This window comes from Nocardiopsis sp. Huas11, from assembly GCF_003634495.1.
GTDB lineage: Bacteria > Actinomycetota > Actinomycetes > Streptosporangiales > Streptosporangiaceae > Nocardiopsis.
The window spans coordinates 599,059-618,091 of record NZ_RBKY01000001.1; the positions used below are offsets into that span (position 1 = coordinate 599,059).

The following is a 19,033-nucleotide window of genomic DNA, read 5'->3' on the forward strand; positions in this document are numbered from 1 at the left end:
GATCGCACCCCCTTCACCCCCTGCCCTCCAAGGAGCCCAGCGTGGAACTTCGCCTGACCGACGCCGTCCGAACCTTGCGCGAGGAGCTAACCGAGGCGGTCGAGGAAGCCGAAGCCCAAAGCCCCGACATCACCTTCACGGTCGGGCCCATCCAGATGGACTTCGAGGTCCAGTTCCGCGTCGACGGCAAGGCCAAGGGCAAACTCTCCGCGTGGATCGCCTCCGGCGAGATCGAGGCCGGGGCGAGCCGGGCCCGCACTCACCGGGTGTCCTTCACCCTCACCCCCCGCCCGAAGGACACCCCCAACGGCGACGTGTCCATCACCAGCACCCAGCAGAACACCCACGCCGCACCGCCTCCCCCCTACACCCGCTGAGGCACCCGTCCCCCTATCAGCCCTCTCGTGCCAGTGACCGGAGAGCATGTTGGACACCGCCCAACGCATCACCCGCATCACCACCCCCCACGCCAGTGGGTCAGGGTACGTGATCGCCCCACGCCTGGTGTTGACCAGCGCCCACACCGTGCCCGCAGTCGGTGGCCAGGTACAGGTGCACACCGCCATCGACCCTCGCCCGCACACCGGGCAGGTCCTCTGGCGCGGCACTCCTCATGGGCATGATGACGCCGCTCTGGTCCATATCACCGACCCGGGCTGGATCGAGCGTGCGGTGATGACCCGGTGGGGGCGGCTGGTCACCACCACCCCCCACACCCCGTGCGAGGTGTGGGGCTTTCCCGACCTGGCGCAACGCCCGGGTCTGGCTGCGGAGACCGCACAGCTGGTGGGCACGGTGGCCCCGGGCAACCACTTCGTCAACCACCGGCACGTCATGGACCTGAGCACCCACCCGCCCCGCTGGCACCCCCACGAGGTCGAGCAACAGGAGAAGGAGGGGGTGCGGCGTTCGCTGTGGGCAGGCCTGTCCGGGGCCGCTATGCGCTGCGCCGAAGGCCAACTACTGGTGGGTGTGGTCACCGCCGACCTCGAACACCGCGACCACGCCGCCCTGGAGATCGTTCCCGCCTACGTCCTGCACCACGACCCGGCGTTCCGGGCAGTGCTGGCCGAGCACAGTGTGCCCCTGGCCTTGGAGCCGGTCGAGCTCGCGCATCTGGCCCACACCCCGGGCACACACCACCGGCCCTCCCCCGCCGCGCTGTTGGAGGCTCACCGGCAGGTGGTGGCCTTCCACGGCCGCGACGAGACCATGAGGACCCTGCTGGACTGGTGTAACAGCGAAGAACCGCTCACGGCGATGGTGGTGCACGGACCTGGCGGTCAGGGCAAGACCCGACTGGCCCATGAACTCACCACACGCCTGGCCCGCCCCGACACCCAAGGACGCCGGTGGGCCATCCTGTGGCTCACCGGCAGCGCCACCCCCGACGCGCTCGACCCGGTCCAGGACACCACGGCCCCGTTGCTGGTAGTGGTGGACTACGCTGAAACCCGCACCACACAACTGATCCGCCTGCTCCAACTCTGCGACCGGCCCCCAGGTCATGCTCCCGTCCGGCTGCTGTTGTTGGTGCGCACCGTGGGCGAGTGGTGGGACCAGGTCAACACCGCCACCGGCTACCTGCTGGCCGACATCGCCCAACAACTCCCGCTGCCCTCGTTGGCACCCCGCGTGGTCGCGCGCACCCAGGAGTACCGCACCGCCCTGGGTCACCTCGCCAGCGCACTACCGGCGGCCCGCACACCGCATCCGGCCGACTGGGACCAGGTCGCGGACGGCCTGGCCGATCCGGACCTGTCCGGTGCAGAGTGGGAGACCGTGCTGAGCGTGCACATGCGCGCCCTGGCCGACCTGCTGGACGCCACCCAACACTCCACGGCCATCACCTCCGACAGCGCGGTGGAGGGTCGGGTGCTGGCCCACGAGTTCCGCTACTGGAACCAGACCGCCACCGCCTACGGCCTGGACGACTCCGACCTCGCACAACCGCTGCGCGACGTGCTGGCCCTGGTCTTCGCCCTCACCCCCGCCGACGTCGAGGAAGCAGACGAACTCCTGGGGAGCACGGCGGTGCTGGAGGGCCAGACCACCGCCCGCAAACACCAGATCCGCCTGTGGGTCAGCGGCCTGTACCCCACAGACGGGGAGCAGATGTGGGGGCACCTGCAACCGGACCGGCTGCTGGAGTACTTCCTCGGCCAGCGCCTCCAGCGCGACCCCGCCCTGTTCGACCCCCACCTGGACACCATCACCACCGCGGACGCCGAACGCCTGGTGACCCTGTACGCCCGCGCGGCCGCGCACCCCGCCCTTCCCTCCGTGGGAGGGCACCTGACCACACTGTGCGCACGCCACCCGCTTGCGCTCGGCCCAGCCACCATCGCTGTAGCCACACAGTCCGAAGATCCCTCACCTCTCGTAGAGGCTCTCGACCAGATCACCGCACATCCCAAAACCGATACAAGGACTCTTGAGCGCCTACAAGATTCCCTCCCCGTTTTCAGCAATTGCCTCGCGGGATGGGCCGTGCGCCTCAATAACCAGCTAGTAACAAATTTACGCATGGAGGGAAAACTCAACCCGAACGAGGCCCTTGCCAGCCTCGCCAGATCTCTAAACAACCTATCCATTCGATTGATCGACCTCGGAAAACAAGAAGCAGCCCTGCAGGTCATCAACGAAGCCGTCGAGCTCTACCGAGTTCTTTCCAAGAAACTCCCTCATACCTACCTACCCAGTCTCGCCTTGTCCCTCAATAACCAGTCTAAGGTCCTGGGTGAGATGGGAAATTATCAACAAGCATTAGATGCCATAACGCAGGCCGTTGGTCACTACCGAACTCTTTCTAAGAGACAGCCCAGCCCTCACCTTTCCGACTTCGCTATGTCCCTCAACAACCAGTCTGTCGCCATGAGCGATCTGGGGTATCATGAGGAGGCTCTTGAAGCCATCACCCTAGCTGTTGACATCCGCCGCGAACTCGCCCACCACAAACCCGATATTTTCCTGAACGACCTTGCCACATCCCTCAACAACCAAGCAAACCGCCTTGCTGCTCTAAGGCGCCATGAGGAGGCTCTTGAAGCCATCACCCTAGCTGTTGACATCCGCCGCGGACTCGCCCACCACAAACCCGATATTTTCCTCAGCGACCTCGCCACATCCCTCAACAACCAAGCAAACCGCCTCGGCAAAGTAGGGCGCCACAGAGAGGCAGTCGAGACGATCTCTCACGCCGTCCATCATTATGAAGAACTCTGCAAGAAAAATCCCGACACCCATCTTCCCAACCTCGCCACATCTCTCAAGAATCAGGCATTTCATTTAAAGAGCCTTGGACAGTATGAGGAGGCCCTTGCCTGCATGGACTGGGCCGCACGCATTCACCAGAGACTTGCAGACACTCAACCAATTATCTACCGGCCTCACTTGGAGCAAACTTTACAGGCATGCGCATGGCTGCAAAAAATGATTGAGATTTAACGAGGCTCGATACAGCAAGGAAACCTTTGCCCGAAACCCGCAGGAAGGCCCGTCAGGTCGGGGTGGGCACGGGTGAGCGCCGCTCTATTCGGCCGCCATCGCTCCGAGGCCAAGGTGTTCAGGCCTGTTTCAGGTCGCTGGTCCTGGACACCCCGGGCCTGGTCAGGGCCACCAGGGAGGTGTAACCCTGGCTCATGGTCCAGGCCCATGGACGACCGCTGGAGGCGACCTTGTCGTTGACGAGCGGGGCGCTCAATCGCACCGTGTCGGCATCCTCCGGTCCGGAGAGCAGGAACACCATGTACTCCTCCCCCTCCTCCCGGACCTCGGTGTCCAGGGCCCACCTGATGACCTCCCCGATCCGGGCTTTGTTTCTTCCCTGGGTCTTGCGGAGGTCGGCCTCGGCGTAGGTGAACAGCACTCGGCTCTCCAGGGTGTGGATGCGGGCGATCTGCGGCTGGATGGCCCCACCGGCATAGAAGCCCAGGTGGGTCAGCCCGGGTCGGAAGAAGCGGTCCGGCTGACAGATGTAAGCGGAGTTCTCCAGGTACTCGGCGTGGGCGATGCCGGCCGCGACGACCACCACGTCGTCATGGGAGATCAGTCCTTCAGCCTCGAACAGTGCCTGGAGCTCGCGCAGCAGGAACCGGTCGCGCTCAGAAGGGGCGGAAAGGGCGTCGCCCAGGACCTCGGTGATGGCGTCGTGCAGGGCGGCGAAGTTGAACCACACCACCCGCATGTCCGCCAGGTCCTCGACAATCTGGGGGCGGACCGGGTCGGGGGTGAGCACGAATAGGAACCGCTTCGACGTCTTCTTCCCCGACTCCTCGTCCAAGAGCTGCAGGTGGCCGGTGAGCTGTTCAGGATCCTGGATGGCGTTGCGGGCGGTCTTGACCTCGAACAGGTAGGTGAAGTCCGCGGCAATCCGCGCGTCGGGGACCGTGCCCTTGCCGGTGGAGTGCTGGTTGGTGAAGACGACCGTCTCCAGAGTGGACTCACCCGAAGCCCGGGCCAGGATCGTCTCGGTCACGGACAGGCCAACGCGCTCGAAGACGGCCAGCATGGAGGAGGTGACGCGGTTCTCGCCCTGACGGTAGGTGGAGAACAACGGAGTGGAGGGCATCGGCCTGCACCTTCCCGAAAGAAGAACGAGGGGCGACCATCATCGCGCACCCACCGACTTCGCAAGCGCGATGGCCGATAGGGGACACCCACCCCATCTCGGAGTCGCTGGCCCGAGAACACCGAAGGACGACCGAGGTCCTCGCGAGGTGCCATCGGACGCCGCCAGGGGCCGGTGTGTGCTCCGTTTTTGCTCTTCAGTTCCGTACTGACACGACATCAGGCGGCACCACACGGTTCCAAACGGCACAGCGGATCGGATGGGGTGGCACGAAACGGTACGTAGCGACACGTGACGGCACGTAACCAGCGAACTTCTAATCCGATGGCCGCAGGTTCGAATCCTGCCGGGTGCGCCACAAAACCCCAGGTCAGACGGGGTGCGCAAGTCGAACAGGCGAGGCGCGAGGCCCTGATCCGGGCCGTTTGTGCTCCATACGTGCTCTTCAGTCGCACCTCAGTCGGAGCAACCCCAGCGGACCGAGAAACACCACTTCAGACGGGCTCCTCGCCCCGGGAACATAGTAGGGGCGGACGCGCCCCACACGGTCACGTCCGCCCTAACATCCCGCGCCTACCCCCAAGGGCCAACCGGCCCGTCAGCCGCCCACACGCCCCGATACAGGGGCGGATCTACGCCACAGCACCGCCGCAGATCCGGTTCGCTTCGCTACGGCTCACATGAAGTCTGGTGAAGTGCACTTTCGGGGGCGTGACTGCTCAAGCCCGCCCAGCCAACAGGACCAGCGAGATCACCGCGCTCAGCCTGCCCAAGAACACGACACGTCCCAGACCGCTATGTCTTACCCACATGGAACGCTGGACCTCTGAGCGAAGGGAGCCGGAATGGTCAAACCGATCTCGCCCATGGCAACGCTGGCGATGGCGATGCAGGCCCAGCCAGGTGTGTACGCGGTACTGCTGGGTTCTGGAGTGTCAACGGGTGCCGGGGTACCCACAGGCTGGGGCGTCGTCAAGGAACTCGTCCGACGTCTGGCAGCCGCCACCGATCCGTCCGACAGCGCATCAGCGCAGACTGCGGCAGAGGATCCTGAACGCTGGTGGGACGAGCACGGTGACGGCGACCTCGGATACGCCCGCCTGTTGGAACACCTGGCACCCACGGCTGCGGCCCGGCAGGGGCTGCTGGCCGACTTCTTCGAACCGTCCGAGGAAGAGCGAGCAGATGGCTTGAAAACGCCGAGCAAGGCCCACCAGGCGGTCGCCGAACTCGTCAAGCGCGGCACCGTACGGGTGATCGTGACGACGAACTTCGACCGGCTCATGGAGCAGGCACTTGATGCTGTCGGAGTCTCGTCGCAAGTCATCAGTCGGCCCGAGGCCGTCAACGGGATGATGCCTCTCACGCACGCGCAAGCGACCGTCATCAAGCTGCACGGCGACTACAAGGATCTCGGCAGCCGCAACACCCCTGCGGAGCTGAAGACGTATCCGCCTGAGTGGACCAACCTGCTTCTGCAGGTGTTCGACGACTACGGACTCCTCGTGTCGGGGTGGTCCGCGGATTGGGACACCGCTCTCGTCGAGGCGTTGGAGAACACACCAAGCCGCCGCTACCCGCTGTGGTGGGACAGCCGCAGCAGCAACGGCGATACCGCCCAGCGACTGCTGCACTCTCGTTCAGGTCAAGTGATCCCCGCCGCTGGTGCCGACGAGTTGTTCACTGAGCTTCTCTCCAGCGTTGAGGCACTCGACCGCCTCGCTGAGCCACCCTTGTCGACAGCCATGGCCGTGAGCCGACTCAAGCGATACCTACCTGACCCGTTGCGACGTATCGACCTTCACGACCTAGTAATGGATTCCGTCGACACTCTCACCGATGCCATCGCAGACAAACCAACCTCCCTACCCTCGGTCGACGCCACCACGATTCAGCGGACGTACGAAGACCACCTGCAGGCGACTGCTCCTCTGCTGCATCTCCTCATTCCCGGCACCTGGCACGACCCTGACGGAATTCACGATCAACTCTGGATTGACGCGTTCCAGAGGCTCGTCGATGCCGGCACCCGCCCCCTCAGGCAGGTGGACGTGTTCCTGGACCAGGCCCGGCTGTATCCGGCAGTATTGACATTTACCACATTCGGTGTGGTAGCCGCTCACCGGGGCCGAGAAAGGCTCTTTCTCCGCCTAGCAACCGAAGTCGAAGGCCGCAACCGGTCGGGGACTGGTGATCCCATGCCGACTGCGCAACTACTGCACCCCAACCGGGTCTTGGAGGACGAGTGGATCAACGCGATGCCTCGATGGAATACGAAACAGTGGTTCTATCCAGCGAGCCATCTTCTGAAGACTGACCTCCGGAGATTCTTCGACGACTACATATCGTTGAAGAGCGACTTCGTCGAAGCTTTCCACGGACACGAGTACCGGCTCGGACTCATCCAGGAAAAACAGCAGGACTCCTCAAGCGCATGGCGTGCCCTCAGTGGTGAATACGTGCACCGGCGAAACTGGTCCTGGAATGAACCTGATATGCCGCTGGCCGAGATCGTGTTCCGTAGGCAGCAGACACGACGCCCCGACTGGCCCTGGACCGATTTTCTCGGAGGCGCTGAACAGTTCAACCAAACCCTGGAACAACACCGCGAGATCCTTCGTGGTCTCCGCCGCCTATTCTAGGAACCCAAACCATGGTCTTCACCGCGCTGCACCGCAGCCTCGGCTGGTCGGCTGGCCGATGACCCCATCGAGGAGGCCATCTCGGCTAGCCTGACAGAGACGGACGACCTGGACTGGAAAGCCCACCTTCCACCGGCCCAAGGTCTGACCCAGACCGATTTCCCGAAGGACGTCGCGGCGATGGCTAACAGCGGCGGCCGCTGGAAAGAGGCGTGGGCCAGCGTTCACCGCGACGGCCCTTGTCGCTTATCGAAATCGGTCCTCGCATTTTCGAGTTGGGTTGACATCTGTTCGACCACAGCGGTGAGCTCTGCTTCGGTCTTTGAGCTGTTGGTGTCTTCGGTCGTTTCGGTGGGCTGATCAGCTTCCCACGAGTGGGTGTCGAGCCAGCGTCGTTCGATACCGAAGCCGTCGTCGAGCGCCGTATAGTACAGGACCATCCCGGTGCCCTCGTGGTCACGATGGGAACGTCTGATTTCTTGTGCTTCCTCCAGGTTGATTCGTGACCGTGGGTCGTGTTGTGGATGCCAGATGATGTGTCGGTGGGCGGTCTGGATGATTTCGTGGTTCAGGGGGATTGCGAGGCCGCCGGGGAGGCTGATGCGGTGGTCGCTCATCAGGCGCCGTTGGCTAGCGTGCATCTGACCGGGCAGGTACAGGAACCGGTGTGGGTCTAGGGGCACATAGATGTCCCAATACGCTGCGGTGGCGAGCGGGTCGTCATCGGTGCGGGCGTTGAGGACCTGTACCGGTGTGTCGGAGGTGAGGAGGCACAGGTTGGTGAAGCCGAAACCCCACGGTCGGGCGTAGATGAGGGCGGCCAGTGGTGCGACCGCTTGGACGATGTAGGCGTGGTGGAGGTCTGCTCGGCGTAGCGACCGGGGTGGCTCGAGTGGGTTGTCGCCGTGAAGGCGCCAGAGGCGTTCGCGTTGTGGTGCGGTCCGAATGAGCTGGGCGGCGATCCACCATGCGATGGCGCTTCGTGTCTCTGTTGTCGGGGGCCAACGATCGGGGAAGGCATTGTCGGTCGGGAGTTTGCCCTTGTCGAGGATGCGTCTGAACGCGGTCGTTGCCTCCCCTTCGATGCCAGTGAGGAACGCTTCCATGTCGTGTGTGGGAACGCCGTCCGGACCGGAGCCCCAGTAGAACGACTTCTCTGCCCCGATGTTCCGTGTATTGACCTTGAAGTGCTTTTCCGGCGTCTTGATGCTGGCCGCACACACTTGCGGGCCGCCGGAACGTTCGACGATGGCGAACCGTCGCAGGTACATCCTGGGCACGATGTGGTCGTTGGTGCTGGTCTTCGCGTCAGTGCCCTCAGGCTCGTTCATCCCAGGTCCATGTCTCTATCTCGATGTCCTCGCTTTGCCGGCAGTGTCGGTGCAGCTGGTGATGTTGGTGGCGCCAGACACCGTCGCGGCCGACGCTACAGGCAGCCTAGCGTTGAACGGCTTGGCCCCGCAGGAATGGGCGAATAGCCGAGTTGCAGACCGCTCATTCACCTCCGCCACCTGCCGGTCCGGTACCTTCTTCTATTGAGGCACCCTCAACAGTATCCCGGATGAGCTCCTTGAACGCTCCGACGTAGTGACGAGTTCGAGTCACGGAGGCCAGTAGGACTGAGTGCAGAGCCGTGCCTGCCACAGGACGGCTGATGGTTGCCCGATCGACCCAGGCAGCGTAGTCGATCCGCGGATGCAGGTACACATTCGGTCCGCCACGTCGCCAACGGGCGCGCATTTCGTCCGTTCGAAACCCTGTCGCGACGATTCGGAGCGCGTCCATGTTCTTGAGTACGGCATCGTAGAGCTCCGCGGCATCCACGATCAATAGGGCGTCCAGGACCACTGAGGCCAGGTAGCTGGAGTTTCGTACATCGATTGACGTGAAGGTCATCTTGCCCGCCACAAGACGCTCGAACTGGGTCCGTTCCTCCTCGTCAATTGCTCCGAGCCCAAGACCGTCCTTGTTCACGTCATGGCTGTCCAGCAGCCACTGCGAAATCTTACGGAGGAATGTGCGGGTCGCTTCAGCGTCCGTACGAGCGAGCACGACGGTGGTAGGCAGGACGGCAGCGGCGAACTGGTCCGAAGGTGGGCGCACAGTTCCGGGGTGGTGCGCGGCCAGCGTTGCTACTGCAGCAGTTGCACGTTCGGCAAGATCAGCCGGTGGTTTGGAGAGGACCAGCAGACTGAAAGTCTCAACCAGTCGGCTACAGACGGCCGGATAGGTGAACACGTACCCGACGTCCATGACGGCGCGCGCCAGCTTCTTCGGATCATCAAGAAGTGGCTCGACCTGGTCCAGAAGTTCGGTTGCTGTCGAGGTAAACAGGCGCAGTGCGGCGTCGGAGGTCGTGGAGCGCAAGGCGTCGACCTCGGTGTCTGGTGGTTCCCACGCGGCGCGGTAAAGGTGAAGCGCTAGAAGGGCCGCCAGGTCCAGGCGTTGTGACTTGCGAAGTTCGTGGCAAATCATCGCAGTCTCGATCGAGGCTCGGGCAAGCCTCTTGTTGGCGATATCTCCTTCGATCCATGAGCGAGTGTGGCGTTCCAACATCGGCTCGGTCACCTGCAGTCGAGCTATCGAACCAAGCAGAGCTACCAGATCGTCTTGAACGCTGAGGTCGGTAAGTCCCAGGGATGGATCCTGAGAGAGCCAGTCCACGATCGTGTTGTGGTCCCAGACCTCGAAGTCTGCTAGGCCGCGGTTCGCGCACGCGGCCTTGAACTCCTGCGCGTCGACTGGGGCGCCGCCCTTCAAAGTTCCAGTCGTCACAAGCACAGCGACACGTGGCAGGTCCGCGTTGAAGCTCGGGTGGGCACGCGTGTTGTACTCGCATTCCTCCAATTGTGGACGGACAGCTCTCCAGTCTGGTTGGCCGAGGTCACCAGCTTTGGACTGGATAGAATACTGCCTCAGTGTCTGACCATCGACGTCGAGACGCTTGGCGATGACGTCTTTCCCGAACTCGAATCCGCCGTGGATGAAATGGATGTCGGTGAAGCCCTGAGAGGAGAGGAGCGCAAGCAATGGTGCATCGAACTCGCGCTCCGTCAGCGTCTCAAGGAAGGTCGAGACGACGGCGCGAAGCATGCCACTCCTCCCGCCTGCGATCGAGGACCTGTTGGATGCGGGCTTCTTGCTCGGGCGTCATTTGCTTGTTTCGGAGACTTTCCGCAGTGTCGGGATGCAACGCTATCGACAGGTTGTGCTCGCCGTTCCCGTCAAAAGGAATGTCGATGGTTTCGAGAGCATCTATCATCGCGTCAATGAAATCTTTGTCCTTAGCATCGATCGTCTGACCAGATGCGTCGCAGACCTCACTGATGTGGTCCATCATGCCCTGCGCGAGCTGGGATCCAAACGTATCCGAAAGCTCGAAAACCATCGCTAGAAAAGAACCAACATCCCCACTCAGGGTGTCTTGAACATCGGTGGTCATGACGTGACTGGCCTCGATGACCCGAAACAATGGTGACGCAAGCTCTGCGGTTTCCGATGCGTGCTCTTCCGGTCGGGGCAGGTCGGCGATGCGCTCACGACCGACCGACGCAAGAATCGGGTGAAGCTCACGACTCAAGACGTCGACCGCGTCGTTCATCCAGGCCAGCGCGGCAGCACCGTATTCCGACGGATAGACCCAGACTTCAGGTTCGGTCACCGTCCACCCCCTAGATGGTCTATACGAAGTCTAGCCACGCGCACCGACAGCTTGTGCTGTTGAACCTTTGAACGGCTCTTTGGATGCCTTCACTCGGCGGGGGATCTCCCGTCGTTTTAGAGCTCTGACGTCACTGCCTGCACTCGAACGACCATCCCCGCCGCGTCAACCTTCAAGGGCTACCCGCCCAGGGGACCTTTCATCCGGTCGGCAGCAGGCCCTGAAAACGAGGAAACCCCAGGCCAGGGCGGTTGAATCCGCTGTATGGCCTGGGGCTGGTGAGCCTGTGTGGCTCCTGGTGTGCTCGCCGGTCCGGCTACGGCACCGGCGTCCGCACCACAGCGGGCCCGCCCCGCAGGAGCGCCGCCGTGGCCTCGGCCGCTGCTTTCGCGACGTCCGGGAAGACGGTCTGGTAGGTGTCCTGAGTGAAGTGGGTCGTGGCGTGACCGAGCTCGGCCGAGACCACCTTCACGTCCGTCCCCGCCGCCAGGCTGAGGGATGCAGCTCCGTGACGCAGCCCGTGCAACGTGATCGGCGGCAGGCCAGCCGCCCGGGAGATGCGCAGAAACCAGTCACTGACCTGCGCCGGATGCCACCCCGACCCGTCCTGGCGGGTGAACACCAGCCCGCTGTCCACCCACTCCTCTCCCGCCTTGAGGCGCTCCTCGTTCTGAAACCGCTTCCAGGCCCGCAACACCCTCACCGTGTCGGTATCCAGGGTGATGGTGCGCTGGCCCGCCGTGCTCTTCGGCGTCGAGGTCACCGTCTCCCAGGCGAGCTGGACCACCTGGACACGGATGTCGACCTGCCCGTCCGTAAGCCTCGTGTTCGACCACGGCAACCCCACCGCTTCCCCACGTCGGAGTCCCTTGGCGGCGATCAGGTGGAACAGCGGATACAGCCACCGGTACTTCCTCGCGTGTTCCAGGAAGGCGCGGGTCTGGGCGGGCGTCCAGACCATGACCTCGCCCGGCACGGTGCCGTCCTTCTCCCACTGGCGCACCCGGTCCGGGGTCCAGGCCAAAGGCTTCTTCCTCGGACACGACGGCAACCTGGCGTGGGAGGCGACGTTGACCGTCACCGCGACCTCCGGGTTGCGCACCGCGTCCGTCAACGCGCTGCGCAACGTGGCGCGGATCCGGTGCTTGGTGGCCAGCGAGATCACCCGCTGCCCGCGCACCGACGCCTTCACCTTGGTGTCGTCGGACTCGCGGCACTCCAGGATGTGGACGTTGGCCTCCTCGATGCGGTCGAACATCGCCTCGATGTGGCGTGACTGCAGCCGGTCCACGCGACGCTTGCCCAGGTGCGGGATCAGGTATTTGCGGATGTGTCCCATGTAGGAGGCCCGGGTCCCCTCCGCGAGATCGGGCTTGCCCTTCAACCACGCGGCGAGCCACACGGCGACCGTGGGCGTCTGGGTGCGCGCGTCCACCCCCGCCCCGACGCGCTTGCGGACCTCCTCCAGATCGGGCAGGGGCTGACGGTCCTTCAGTGCCCACTGGATCAAGTCCGCGACCTGGACCTCGACCTCCGCGTCACCGTCGGCGACCTCCAGCAGCGCCTTGACCTGGGCCAGGTCCTTGGCCGCCTCCTCCTGCGAGGCCATTCCCATGCGGCGTGCCTGGCGCCGTTTGCCATCGGTGGTGCGCGGTAGCTCGTACTGGAAGGCCCAGTGCCCGTGGCCGGGATTGTAGGACCCGTCCTTGCGCTTGAGCTTCGGGCAGCATGCTCCATACGCCCTACCCGTTTCGGAATTGCGGCACATGCACCGCTTGTAGGTCGACCCCTCGCGCGTAGCCATCTACGACCTCACCTTCGTCTCGGTGTTCTCGCGCGCCCCGCACCCCTGGCACCCCGTGACCGCGGGCAGGCCGAGGTGGGCCAGCATCCCGGCGGTGGGGATGACCCATGATCTTCCGGCCCGGTGAGCCGGGACCGGGAAGGCCCCTTGGCGCAGGAGCCGGTAGGTGGTGGTGCGGCCCAGGCCGAGCATCCGCCCGGCCGCCACCGGGTCCAGCACCACTGGCAACGAGCCGACCTCGGCCAGAGTGACCGGAGAATCTACTGCCATCTCGTCCACCTCCTCACCATGGTTGACGTGCACGGATACGGTGCGCGGCCCCGCGTTCGGCGGGGCAGCACACATCCACGCTCGACCTCGTAGAGGTGGTCAAGCGGATTCGACGGATCCCCCATCGGATTCACGCTCCCCCTTTTCCCTGCCGCCCGTTTGGTGTGTTATGTCGTTTTCGCTGGTCGGGGCTACCAACCGCCCCTGTCACCCCTGCGCGCCCCGGCTGGGCGGGCGGGGCCTGGCCGGGGCGGCGGGGCCGCCACGGGGCATCACAGCGCCCCACAACGCCCCGCACCGCCCGGGGCGGGACTACCCACCCGCCCCGGGATCGCGGGTGGGTCAGTCCGGGCAGACGTGCCCGGTGTAGGTCAACCACGCCCGGTACTGGGCGCGGGCTCGCTCCGGGATGGCCACCGCCCGGTAGCGGCCCGCCCCCGCGCGGTGCTCGACCAGGTAGTGCTCGCCCTCCCACCCGGGCATCCGCCCCAGCAGGGCTCCGGCCTGGGCCACCTCGGCGAACGCCGCCCGGTCGTCATCGGTCCTGGGAAAGTAGGTGACCTCCAGGCTCGTGTGCGGGCTGATGGGCAGCTCCGGATGGGCCTCGAGGAAGTCCGCGAGCGCCCTCATGTCGCCGATGATCCGGGCCCGCAGGTCCTGGCTCGCGGCATCGGAGAAGGCGGCCTTCGTCGACTGCTCGTAGAGGTGGGCGGTGTGGTCCCCGCGGTTGTGTGGTCGGCCGCCGCCGTGCTGACTCATGCCGCTTCCCCTTCCGTGTTCGCGCTGTCCTGGGATGGACCGGGGTTGGTGAACACCAGCGCGTCCTCATGCTGGATCACGTGCACCGGCTTGTCCTCCTTGCGCAACCGTCGGGTCTCGACCATCTGGAAGAACGAGGTGCGCGAGACCACCTCCCCCTCGCGCACCGCGCACAGCAGCGCGGCGCACCGGTCGACCTGCACCAAACCGGCCCGCCGGCCCGCCTCGGCCACCTGCCCGGGGAAGTCCACGAGTCGGCCCTGGGTCCGGTAGGGGCGGGTGGTCACCACGACCACCCCGCCCGGGGCGAGCAGTCCTCGGCAGGCGGCCATGATCCGGGTGAACGAACCCGCCAGCACCTCGGGCTTCTGGTAGGCGAGATTGGACGTGCGCCGGTCGCGGTCGCGTGAGTAGGTGTGGGCGTGCTTCTCCACCGCCCGGGCCCCGTCTCGGCGGGAGCGGACCTGGCCGTGGGTCATGGATCCGTAGGGCGGCGAGGTCAACACCAGCGACACCCGCCCCGCCAAGGCCGAGGTGGCCAACCGGGTGACGACCTCGGCACCTTCCCCGGTGTGCACCTGCCCGTGCCCAAGCGCTCCCTGGACCGCGGCGGTGTCGAGGTTCAATCGGGCGATGGACGCCCACTTGGGTTCCAGCTCGATCCCGACCGCCTCCCGGCCCAGGTGGACGGCCTCGACCAGGGTGGTGCCGATCCCGCACATCGGATCCAGCACCACGTCACCCGGGCGGGTGTAGGTGGTGATGGCGTGCCGGGCGATCTCGGGCAGCATCTTCGCGGGATGCTCCACCGACAGACGGCTGTAGCGGTTACCTCGCTGGGCGCGGGCCTGCTGCTGGCCGGTCATCCACACCGACCAGCCCGCGCCCCGAGGCATGTGCGCATCTTCGGAGTGGTCGTGGCCGAACCCGCCCATGTGGTGGTCACTGCTCATGCGCCCACCTCCCCGGTCGTGCCCGCGGCCGACGGCCGGCCGCGCCTGGGAAGGCGGAACACCGACACGTTAAGGTGCGCGGGCGAGGTGATCGTCGCGGCCGCGTCGGCGACCGAGGCCGGCAACGCGTTCTCCACCTCCTCCTGGACGGGGTCGAAGTCTCCGTGTACCCGGATCGTGGCGCCGAGTCCGGCTTCGCAGACGGGGGCGGTCAGCGCGATCACGTGCTGCAGGTAGACCAGCCCCGCGCACGAGGCGGCCCGTACGACCCCCGGTGCCGGGTCGACCACCTCGAGGGTGGGGGTGTGCGCCACGGGGGTGATGACGGCGACGATGCCGCCCGGTCGGGTGATGGTCGCGGCGAACAGCATCCGTCCCCGGACCTTGCGCTCTCGCGCCTGGCGGTCAGCCAGGCACGTGGCGCTGATCGTGGTCACGGCCAGGTCGGCCCAGGCCACCCCGCTGGTGGTCGCGCAACCCTCCGCCCGGCCGGGAAGCGTGCGCGTGAGGACCTCGCTGGAGCACCCCGACGCCTGGGCCGCTGCCGCTACGCGGCCCTCGGAGCCGGTCAGGTCCGCGACCACCTGCCCCGGGCGGGTGTACTCGTCCACCAACCGGCGGGCCAGCCGGTGCGGAACCTGCCCTGGGCCGGTGTCCTGGCCCGCGTGCGGTGCGCAGGGCCACACCGCCAGCGGTGGCCTGCCCCGATCGGTGGAGGTGGTCACGTGGTGTGCGTGGGTCATCAGGTGCACCTCTTTCTTCTCGCCCTGATGACCCCCTAAAAAGACACCTCGACGGGCCGATACGACATCGACCGCCGAGAAAGTTCACAGGAAGCTGAAGGCCCGGGACCCGCACCAGCGGTTCGCTGGTGCGGGTCCCGGGCCTTCACCCGGTCAACACGCTGGGGTCAGGGGCGCTTGACCTGGAGGCGGCAGGGGCACCCCGCCTGCTGCAGCATGTCCCGCAACAGCAGGGGCATGGGCAGGGCGATGACCACCGCGAGGCGGTCCAACGGGGTGCCGTGGCAGCAGCGCCCCGTGGCCCGATCGTGGACCGCGAGGTGGTGGCCGCACGGTCCGCAGATCGTTCCCGGGCCCATCTCCTCGCGGTGCACGATCCCCGGCCAGCGGGCCTCGACGTAGTAGGTCTGAAGGAGCCGGGCGGTGCGGTTGACGACCCCGACCAGGATCGCAATCACACACAACGAGGCCAGGACCAGGGCGTACCCCCATCCCACACATCCCGGGTCGGTCCAGGGCCACACAAAACTCAACATCTAATACTCCCCTAGGGTATTTGGAAGGTGGGGGTGTGGGCCGGTGTTGGCCCACACCCCCGGTGGTGTGTCGGGCTAGTTCACGGCCCGCACGGACTGGTAGCGACGGGGCTTGTCGCTGGTCTGCACCGCCCGCTCCTCCTTGGACAGGCGGGCGAGGTTGTTCTGGATTGCGCCGATGGAGCGGCCCTGGAGGATGTGGCTGATCGCGGTCGCGGTGAACTCCTCGCCCGGGTCGGCGTCGAGGATCGCCTTGACCATGAGCTTCAGTTCCCCCGGTGCAAGCCGTGCCGACCCGCTGATCGGGTTGAGGCCCGTCTTCTGCTCCCCGACCCGCTGGGCACGCACCTGCGTGACGAGGGCGGGCTGTGCGGGCCCAGCGCTCGGGGCGGTCACGGCCGAGAGTGAGGCGGCGGTGTCGGCCTTGCCGGGGGCAGTGTTCACGGCTTCCCCGCTGTTGCAGTCCTCGGAGCCGGGGTCGGCCGTGACGGTGCCCGACGTGGTCTGGCCCAGGTCCGTGCCGGTGGTTTCCTCAGGGGTACCGGCGGAACCATCCGGTGCCGTGTCGGGGTCGGGCACGGTCGCCGGGGCCTCGTCCTCGTCGGTAGTGGTGACGGCGGAGGCCCAGGAGTCGGGCAGGCGGCGCCGCCCGTCGCGGCAGCCCGGGGTGCGCCGTGCGAGACCGTCCTTCTCCAGGGCGAGCAGGTGCTTGGCCAGGGTGGACTTGCCCAGCCCTGCGGCGTCGGCGAGCTCGGTCACGGTGAGGGGTGCGCGGGTTGCGGCCAGGGCGGTGAGGATGGTCTGGCGGGTGTGCTCGGCCGAGCGGCGCGCGGTGGTGTTCGTGGTCATGAGGAGTGGTCCCTTCGAGTAGCGGTGGGTGGCGGGGGTCGCCCCGCCCCGGTGGCGAGGCGACCCAGTCGGGCGGTGGTCAGGGGCGGGTGCGGCGCAGGTAGGCGTCGGCGTCGGTGCGCACGCGATGAGCCACGCGGGCACCTTCGAACTGGTTCGGGATCCTGCACGGCCAGCCGGTGACGTGGCGGTTGTGGTCGTAGAGGCGCACGACCGAGTACCCGGCCCTGGTGTCGGTGCTGGGCGCCTTGATGTTGACCGCCAGGTGCGGGTGCGTGCGGTGGGCGTAGAAGTCGGTGACCGTGCGCCGTCCCGCGACGTCGTGGTATTCGGGTGCGCCGTTGAGGTCGAACCCGTGGCGCTGCATGTGTTCGCGCAGGCAGGTGATGACGTGGCTGGTGTGCGCGATGTCCTCGACCCGCTGGTCCATGCCCTCCCAGACGGTGCAGTCAACGGCCGCGACCAAGCCCTCCTGGTCCAGCTCCCCGTCGCCGGAGGTGAAGGCGGGCAGGGTATGGGCGAGGTCGTCGTAGCCGAAGACGATGAAGCGGGTGTGGGTGGCCGGGGTCAGGGTGCGGGCGTGGATGACCCGGAACTCCCGCTCGAGCAGGTCGGCGACGATGAGGCCGCCGGGTCCGATCCGGTCCAGGGTGCGCAGCATCCGGCCGGTGATCTCGCGGGACATGAACCAGTCCGACACAGCAGGGGCGGTCTCGTTGGGCGCAGGGTTGTTCACGGTGAGTCCCTTTCTGTGGGCGCGCCGAGCACAGCGCTCGGCGCGAAGGTGTGTGAGTGGTGGGGGGCTGCCCCGCCCCGTGCGGGGCAGCCCCGGGGTGGCTCGGTTAGGGCAGGGCGGCCAGGTAGGCGCGGGCGCGGTCGGGTGCCTCGCGTACGACCCGGGCCGTCTCGGTGCGGACCAGTCGGCTGTTCCAGGCCCGGACGGGTTGGCCCTGGTGGTGCATGGTCAGGGCCAGGTGGGCGTTGCCCGTGCCTTCGCGGGCGGGTGTGGTGCGGGTGGTGAAGGTGATGGTCGTATCGGTGCGCCAGGCGTAGGTGTCGCTGACCTCCAGGCGGCTGTCGAGGGTGCGCTTGTAGACGGGGCGGCGGTCCAGGTCCATGCGGTGCACGCGCATGTCGTCGCGCAGGGCGCGCTGGAGGGGGGTCAGGCGCATGGCGGCGGAGGCCCATCCGTCCAGGCAGTCCCAGGTGGTGTCGGTGACGGCGTCGGCCACCTCGTTCCAGTCGCCGTCGTAGCAGGCCAGGTCGTGGATGAGGTCGCCGTGGCCGTAGATGATGACGCAGGCCCGGTTGCCCGGGGGCAGGTCGCGGGAGCGGGTGACCTGGAGGGTGTTGCGGTTCAGGCTGGCCGTGATCAGGTTGCCGGGACCGGCCGCGTGGAGCTTGCGGAGCATGTCCGGAGTGGTTTCCTCATCGGCGAAGCGGTCGCGCATCGTACGGGTGCTCACAACGGGTTCCCTTCTTAGGGCGCGCCGAACACAGCGCTCGGCGCGAAAGTGGCTGTTGGGTGGTGGGGTCGCCCCGCCCCGCATGGCGGGGCGACCCGGTCAGGCGCGTCGCGCTAGTGGCTCTGGTCGAGGGTCTGCCAGACCGTGCCCGCGATCAGGTCCGAGATCGCCCGGTGGGTGAGCATCCCGCCGGTGACCAGGGTCAGGTCCGCGAACGCGCGCCTGTCATCGATCGGGTCGCGCGTTCGGATCCGGGTGGGGTGGGCGAAGGCCCAGGTGACCGTGACGTGGGCGATGCGCTGCCCGCCGGTGAGGCGGTAGTGATCCGTCATCCGGGGCGCCCCGAGCGAGGGGTTTTCGTAGATGGGCGGGGCCGCGAGGTAGGCGCAGGTGTCGGCGAGCTGGCTGCGCAGGTCCTGGCACATGAGGTTCATCGTGCGGATCAGGGGCCAGTCGAGCGCGTAGTCCGAGGCGATGTCGGTCAGGTCGCAGGCGAGGTCGTCCTCGGTGGCCTGGCGTCCGTCCTCGGTGTACTGGTCGGCTACCTCGCCCAGCCCCCGGTGCGAGGCGATGATCATGCGCCTGGGGTCGAGCGCCTCGCGGGGAGTGACCGCTTCGATAGCGGCGGTGTCCTCGTGCCAGGTCAGGCAGGCACCCGGTCCCCGCTCGCGCAGGGCTGCGATGTCCTCAGTCGTGATGACGATCGGTGGCGTGTAGGGCATACTCGTGCGCACAGCACACTCCAATTTCTTTGGTGGTGTTGGGCCCGCGCCCACCCGA

Annotated in this window: 17 protein-coding genes; 3 read left to right on the top strand and 14 right to left on the bottom strand. The window is 66.2% G+C overall.

From position 1 onward, the window contains the following. The first annotated feature begins 41 nt into the window (after nucleotides 1-41). Nucleotides 42-377: a trypco2 family protein gene (locus tag DFP74_RS02605; RefSeq protein WP_121180234.1), complete on the top strand. Its 336-nt coding sequence runs from the start codon at nucleotides 42-44 to the stop codon at nucleotides 375-377. 46 nt (nucleotides 378-423) lie between these two features. Beyond that, nucleotides 424-3,447, top strand: coding sequence for a tetratricopeptide repeat protein (locus DFP74_RS02610; RefSeq protein WP_121180235.1), 3,024 nt, complete (start codon nucleotides 424-426; stop codon nucleotides 3,445-3,447). Nucleotides 3,448-3,565: 118 nt separating this feature from the next. Here DFP74_RS02610 and DFP74_RS02615 read toward each other — a convergent pair whose 3' ends face one another. Beyond that, on the bottom strand, nucleotides 3,566-4,570 hold the full coding sequence (locus DFP74_RS02615) for a hypothetical protein (protein WP_121180236.1): 1,005 nt from the start codon (nucleotides 4,568-4,570) through the stop codon (nucleotides 3,566-3,568). Between the two features lie 845 nt (nucleotides 4,571-5,415). Between DFP74_RS02615 and DFP74_RS02620 the strand changes: the two genes are divergently transcribed. Further along, nucleotides 5,416-7,212: an SIR2 family protein gene (locus tag DFP74_RS02620; protein WP_121180237.1), complete on the top strand. Its 1,797-nt coding sequence runs from the start codon at nucleotides 5,416-5,418 to the stop codon at nucleotides 7,210-7,212. A gap of 224 nt (nucleotides 7,213-7,436) precedes the next feature. Here the strand turns inward: DFP74_RS02620 and DFP74_RS02625 are convergent, their stop codons facing one another. The 13 genes from DFP74_RS02625 to DFP74_RS02685 form a co-directional block, all read right to left on the bottom strand. Further along, nucleotides 7,437-8,543 (bottom strand): DUF4238 domain-containing protein, encoded by a 1,107-nt coding sequence (locus DFP74_RS02625; protein WP_121180238.1) that lies wholly within the window; start codon nucleotides 8,541-8,543, stop codon nucleotides 7,437-7,439. A gap of 163 nt (nucleotides 8,544-8,706) precedes the next feature. Further along, nucleotides 8,707-10,305 (bottom strand): hypothetical protein, encoded by a 1,599-nt coding sequence (locus DFP74_RS02630; protein ID WP_121180239.1) that lies wholly within the window; start codon nucleotides 10,303-10,305, stop codon nucleotides 8,707-8,709. After that, nucleotides 10,274-10,873 (bottom strand): hypothetical protein, encoded by a 600-nt coding sequence (locus tag DFP74_RS02635; protein WP_147453804.1) that lies wholly within the window; start codon nucleotides 10,871-10,873, stop codon nucleotides 10,274-10,276. The genes DFP74_RS02630 and DFP74_RS02635 overlap by 32 nt, the downstream gene beginning before the upstream one ends. A gap of 316 nt (nucleotides 10,874-11,189) precedes the next feature. Beyond that, on the bottom strand, nucleotides 11,190-12,677 hold the full coding sequence (locus tag DFP74_RS02640; protein WP_121180241.1) for a site-specific integrase: 1,488 nt from the start codon (nucleotides 12,675-12,677) through the stop codon (nucleotides 11,190-11,192). Next, complete coding sequence (locus tag DFP74_RS02645) at nucleotides 12,678-12,947, bottom strand: helix-turn-helix domain-containing protein (RefSeq protein WP_121187984.1); 270 nt, start codon at nucleotides 12,945-12,947, stop codon at nucleotides 12,678-12,680. It lies immediately after the preceding gene. Nucleotides 12,948-13,289: 342 nt separating this feature from the next. Continuing rightward, nucleotides 13,290-13,706, bottom strand: a complete 417-nt coding sequence (locus tag DFP74_RS02650; RefSeq protein WP_199725454.1) for a hypothetical protein — start codon at nucleotides 13,704-13,706, stop codon at nucleotides 13,290-13,292. Next, nucleotides 13,703-14,659, bottom strand: a complete 957-nt coding sequence (locus tag DFP74_RS02655) for a TRM11 family methyltransferase (protein WP_233570768.1) — start codon at nucleotides 14,657-14,659, stop codon at nucleotides 13,703-13,705. Before DFP74_RS02655 ends, DFP74_RS02650 begins: the two co-directional genes overlap by 4 nt. Further along, on the bottom strand, nucleotides 14,656-15,402 hold the full coding sequence (locus DFP74_RS02660; RefSeq protein ID WP_233570769.1) for a hypothetical protein: 747 nt from the start codon (nucleotides 15,400-15,402) through the stop codon (nucleotides 14,656-14,658). The genes DFP74_RS02655 and DFP74_RS02660 overlap by 4 nt, the downstream gene beginning before the upstream one ends. Before the next feature lie 167 nt (nucleotides 15,403-15,569). Then, nucleotides 15,570-15,938, bottom strand: a complete 369-nt coding sequence (locus DFP74_RS02665) for a hypothetical protein (protein WP_121180243.1) — start codon at nucleotides 15,936-15,938, stop codon at nucleotides 15,570-15,572. A 75-nt stretch (nucleotides 15,939-16,013) separates the two neighbouring features. Next, entirely contained in the window at nucleotides 16,014-16,787 is a 774-nt protein-coding gene (locus tag DFP74_RS02670) for a winged helix-turn-helix domain-containing protein (RefSeq protein ID WP_121180244.1), read from the bottom strand. Nucleotides 16,788-16,866: 79 nt separating this feature from the next. Further along, nucleotides 16,867-17,523 carry a hypothetical protein gene (locus tag DFP74_RS02675; RefSeq protein WP_147453805.1) on the bottom strand — a complete coding sequence of 219 codons (657 nt, stop codon included), beginning with the start codon at nucleotides 17,521-17,523 and terminating at the stop codon, nucleotides 16,867-16,869. A 106-nt stretch (nucleotides 17,524-17,629) separates the two neighbouring features. Beyond that, nucleotides 17,630-18,253, bottom strand: coding sequence for a hypothetical protein (locus DFP74_RS02680; protein WP_147453806.1), 624 nt, complete (start codon nucleotides 18,251-18,253; stop codon nucleotides 17,630-17,632). Between the two features lie 113 nt (nucleotides 18,254-18,366). Beyond that, on the bottom strand, nucleotides 18,367-18,987 hold the full coding sequence (locus DFP74_RS02685) for a hypothetical protein (protein ID WP_147453807.1): 621 nt from the start codon (nucleotides 18,985-18,987) through the stop codon (nucleotides 18,367-18,369). Nucleotides 18,988-19,033: the final 46 nt, after the last annotated feature.

Coding starts and splice junctions, on each gene's coding strand:
- DFP74_RS02660 (WP_233570769.1), bottom strand. CDS start 15,402: ATGACCCACGCACACCACGTGACCACCTCCACCGATCGGGGCAGGCCA.
- DFP74_RS02655 (WP_233570768.1), bottom strand. CDS start 14,659: ATGAGCAGTGACCACCACATGGGCGGGTTCGGCCACGACCACTCCGAA.
- DFP74_RS02670 (WP_121180244.1), bottom strand. CDS start 16,787: ATGACCACGAACACCACCGCGCGCCGCTCGGCCGAGCACACCCGCCAG.
- DFP74_RS02610 (WP_121180235.1), top strand. CDS start 424: ATGTTGGACACCGCCCAACGCATCACCCGCATCACCACCCCCCACGCC.
- DFP74_RS02650 (WP_199725454.1), bottom strand. CDS start 13,706: ATGAGTCAGCACGGCGGCGGCCGACCACACAACCGCGGGGACCACACC.
- DFP74_RS02645 (WP_121187984.1), bottom strand. CDS start 12,947: ATGGCAGTAGATTCTCCGGTCACTCTGGCCGAGGTCGGCTCGTTGCCA.
- DFP74_RS02665 (WP_121180243.1), bottom strand. CDS start 15,938: ATGTTGAGTTTTGTGTGGCCCTGGACCGACCCGGGATGTGTGGGATGG.
- DFP74_RS02625 (WP_121180238.1), bottom strand. CDS start 8,543: ATGAACGAGCCTGAGGGCACTGACGCGAAGACCAGCACCAACGACCAC.
- DFP74_RS02640 (WP_121180241.1), bottom strand. CDS start 12,677: ATGGCTACGCGCGAGGGGTCGACCTACAAGCGGTGCATGTGCCGCAAT.
- DFP74_RS02620 (WP_121180237.1), top strand. CDS start 5,416: ATGGTCAAACCGATCTCGCCCATGGCAACGCTGGCGATGGCGATGCAG.
- DFP74_RS02630 (WP_121180239.1), bottom strand. CDS start 10,305: ATGCTTCGCGCCGTCGTCTCGACCTTCCTTGAGACGCTGACGGAGCGC.
- DFP74_RS02615 (WP_121180236.1), bottom strand. CDS start 4,570: ATGCCCTCCACTCCGTTGTTCTCCACCTACCGTCAGGGCGAGAACCGC.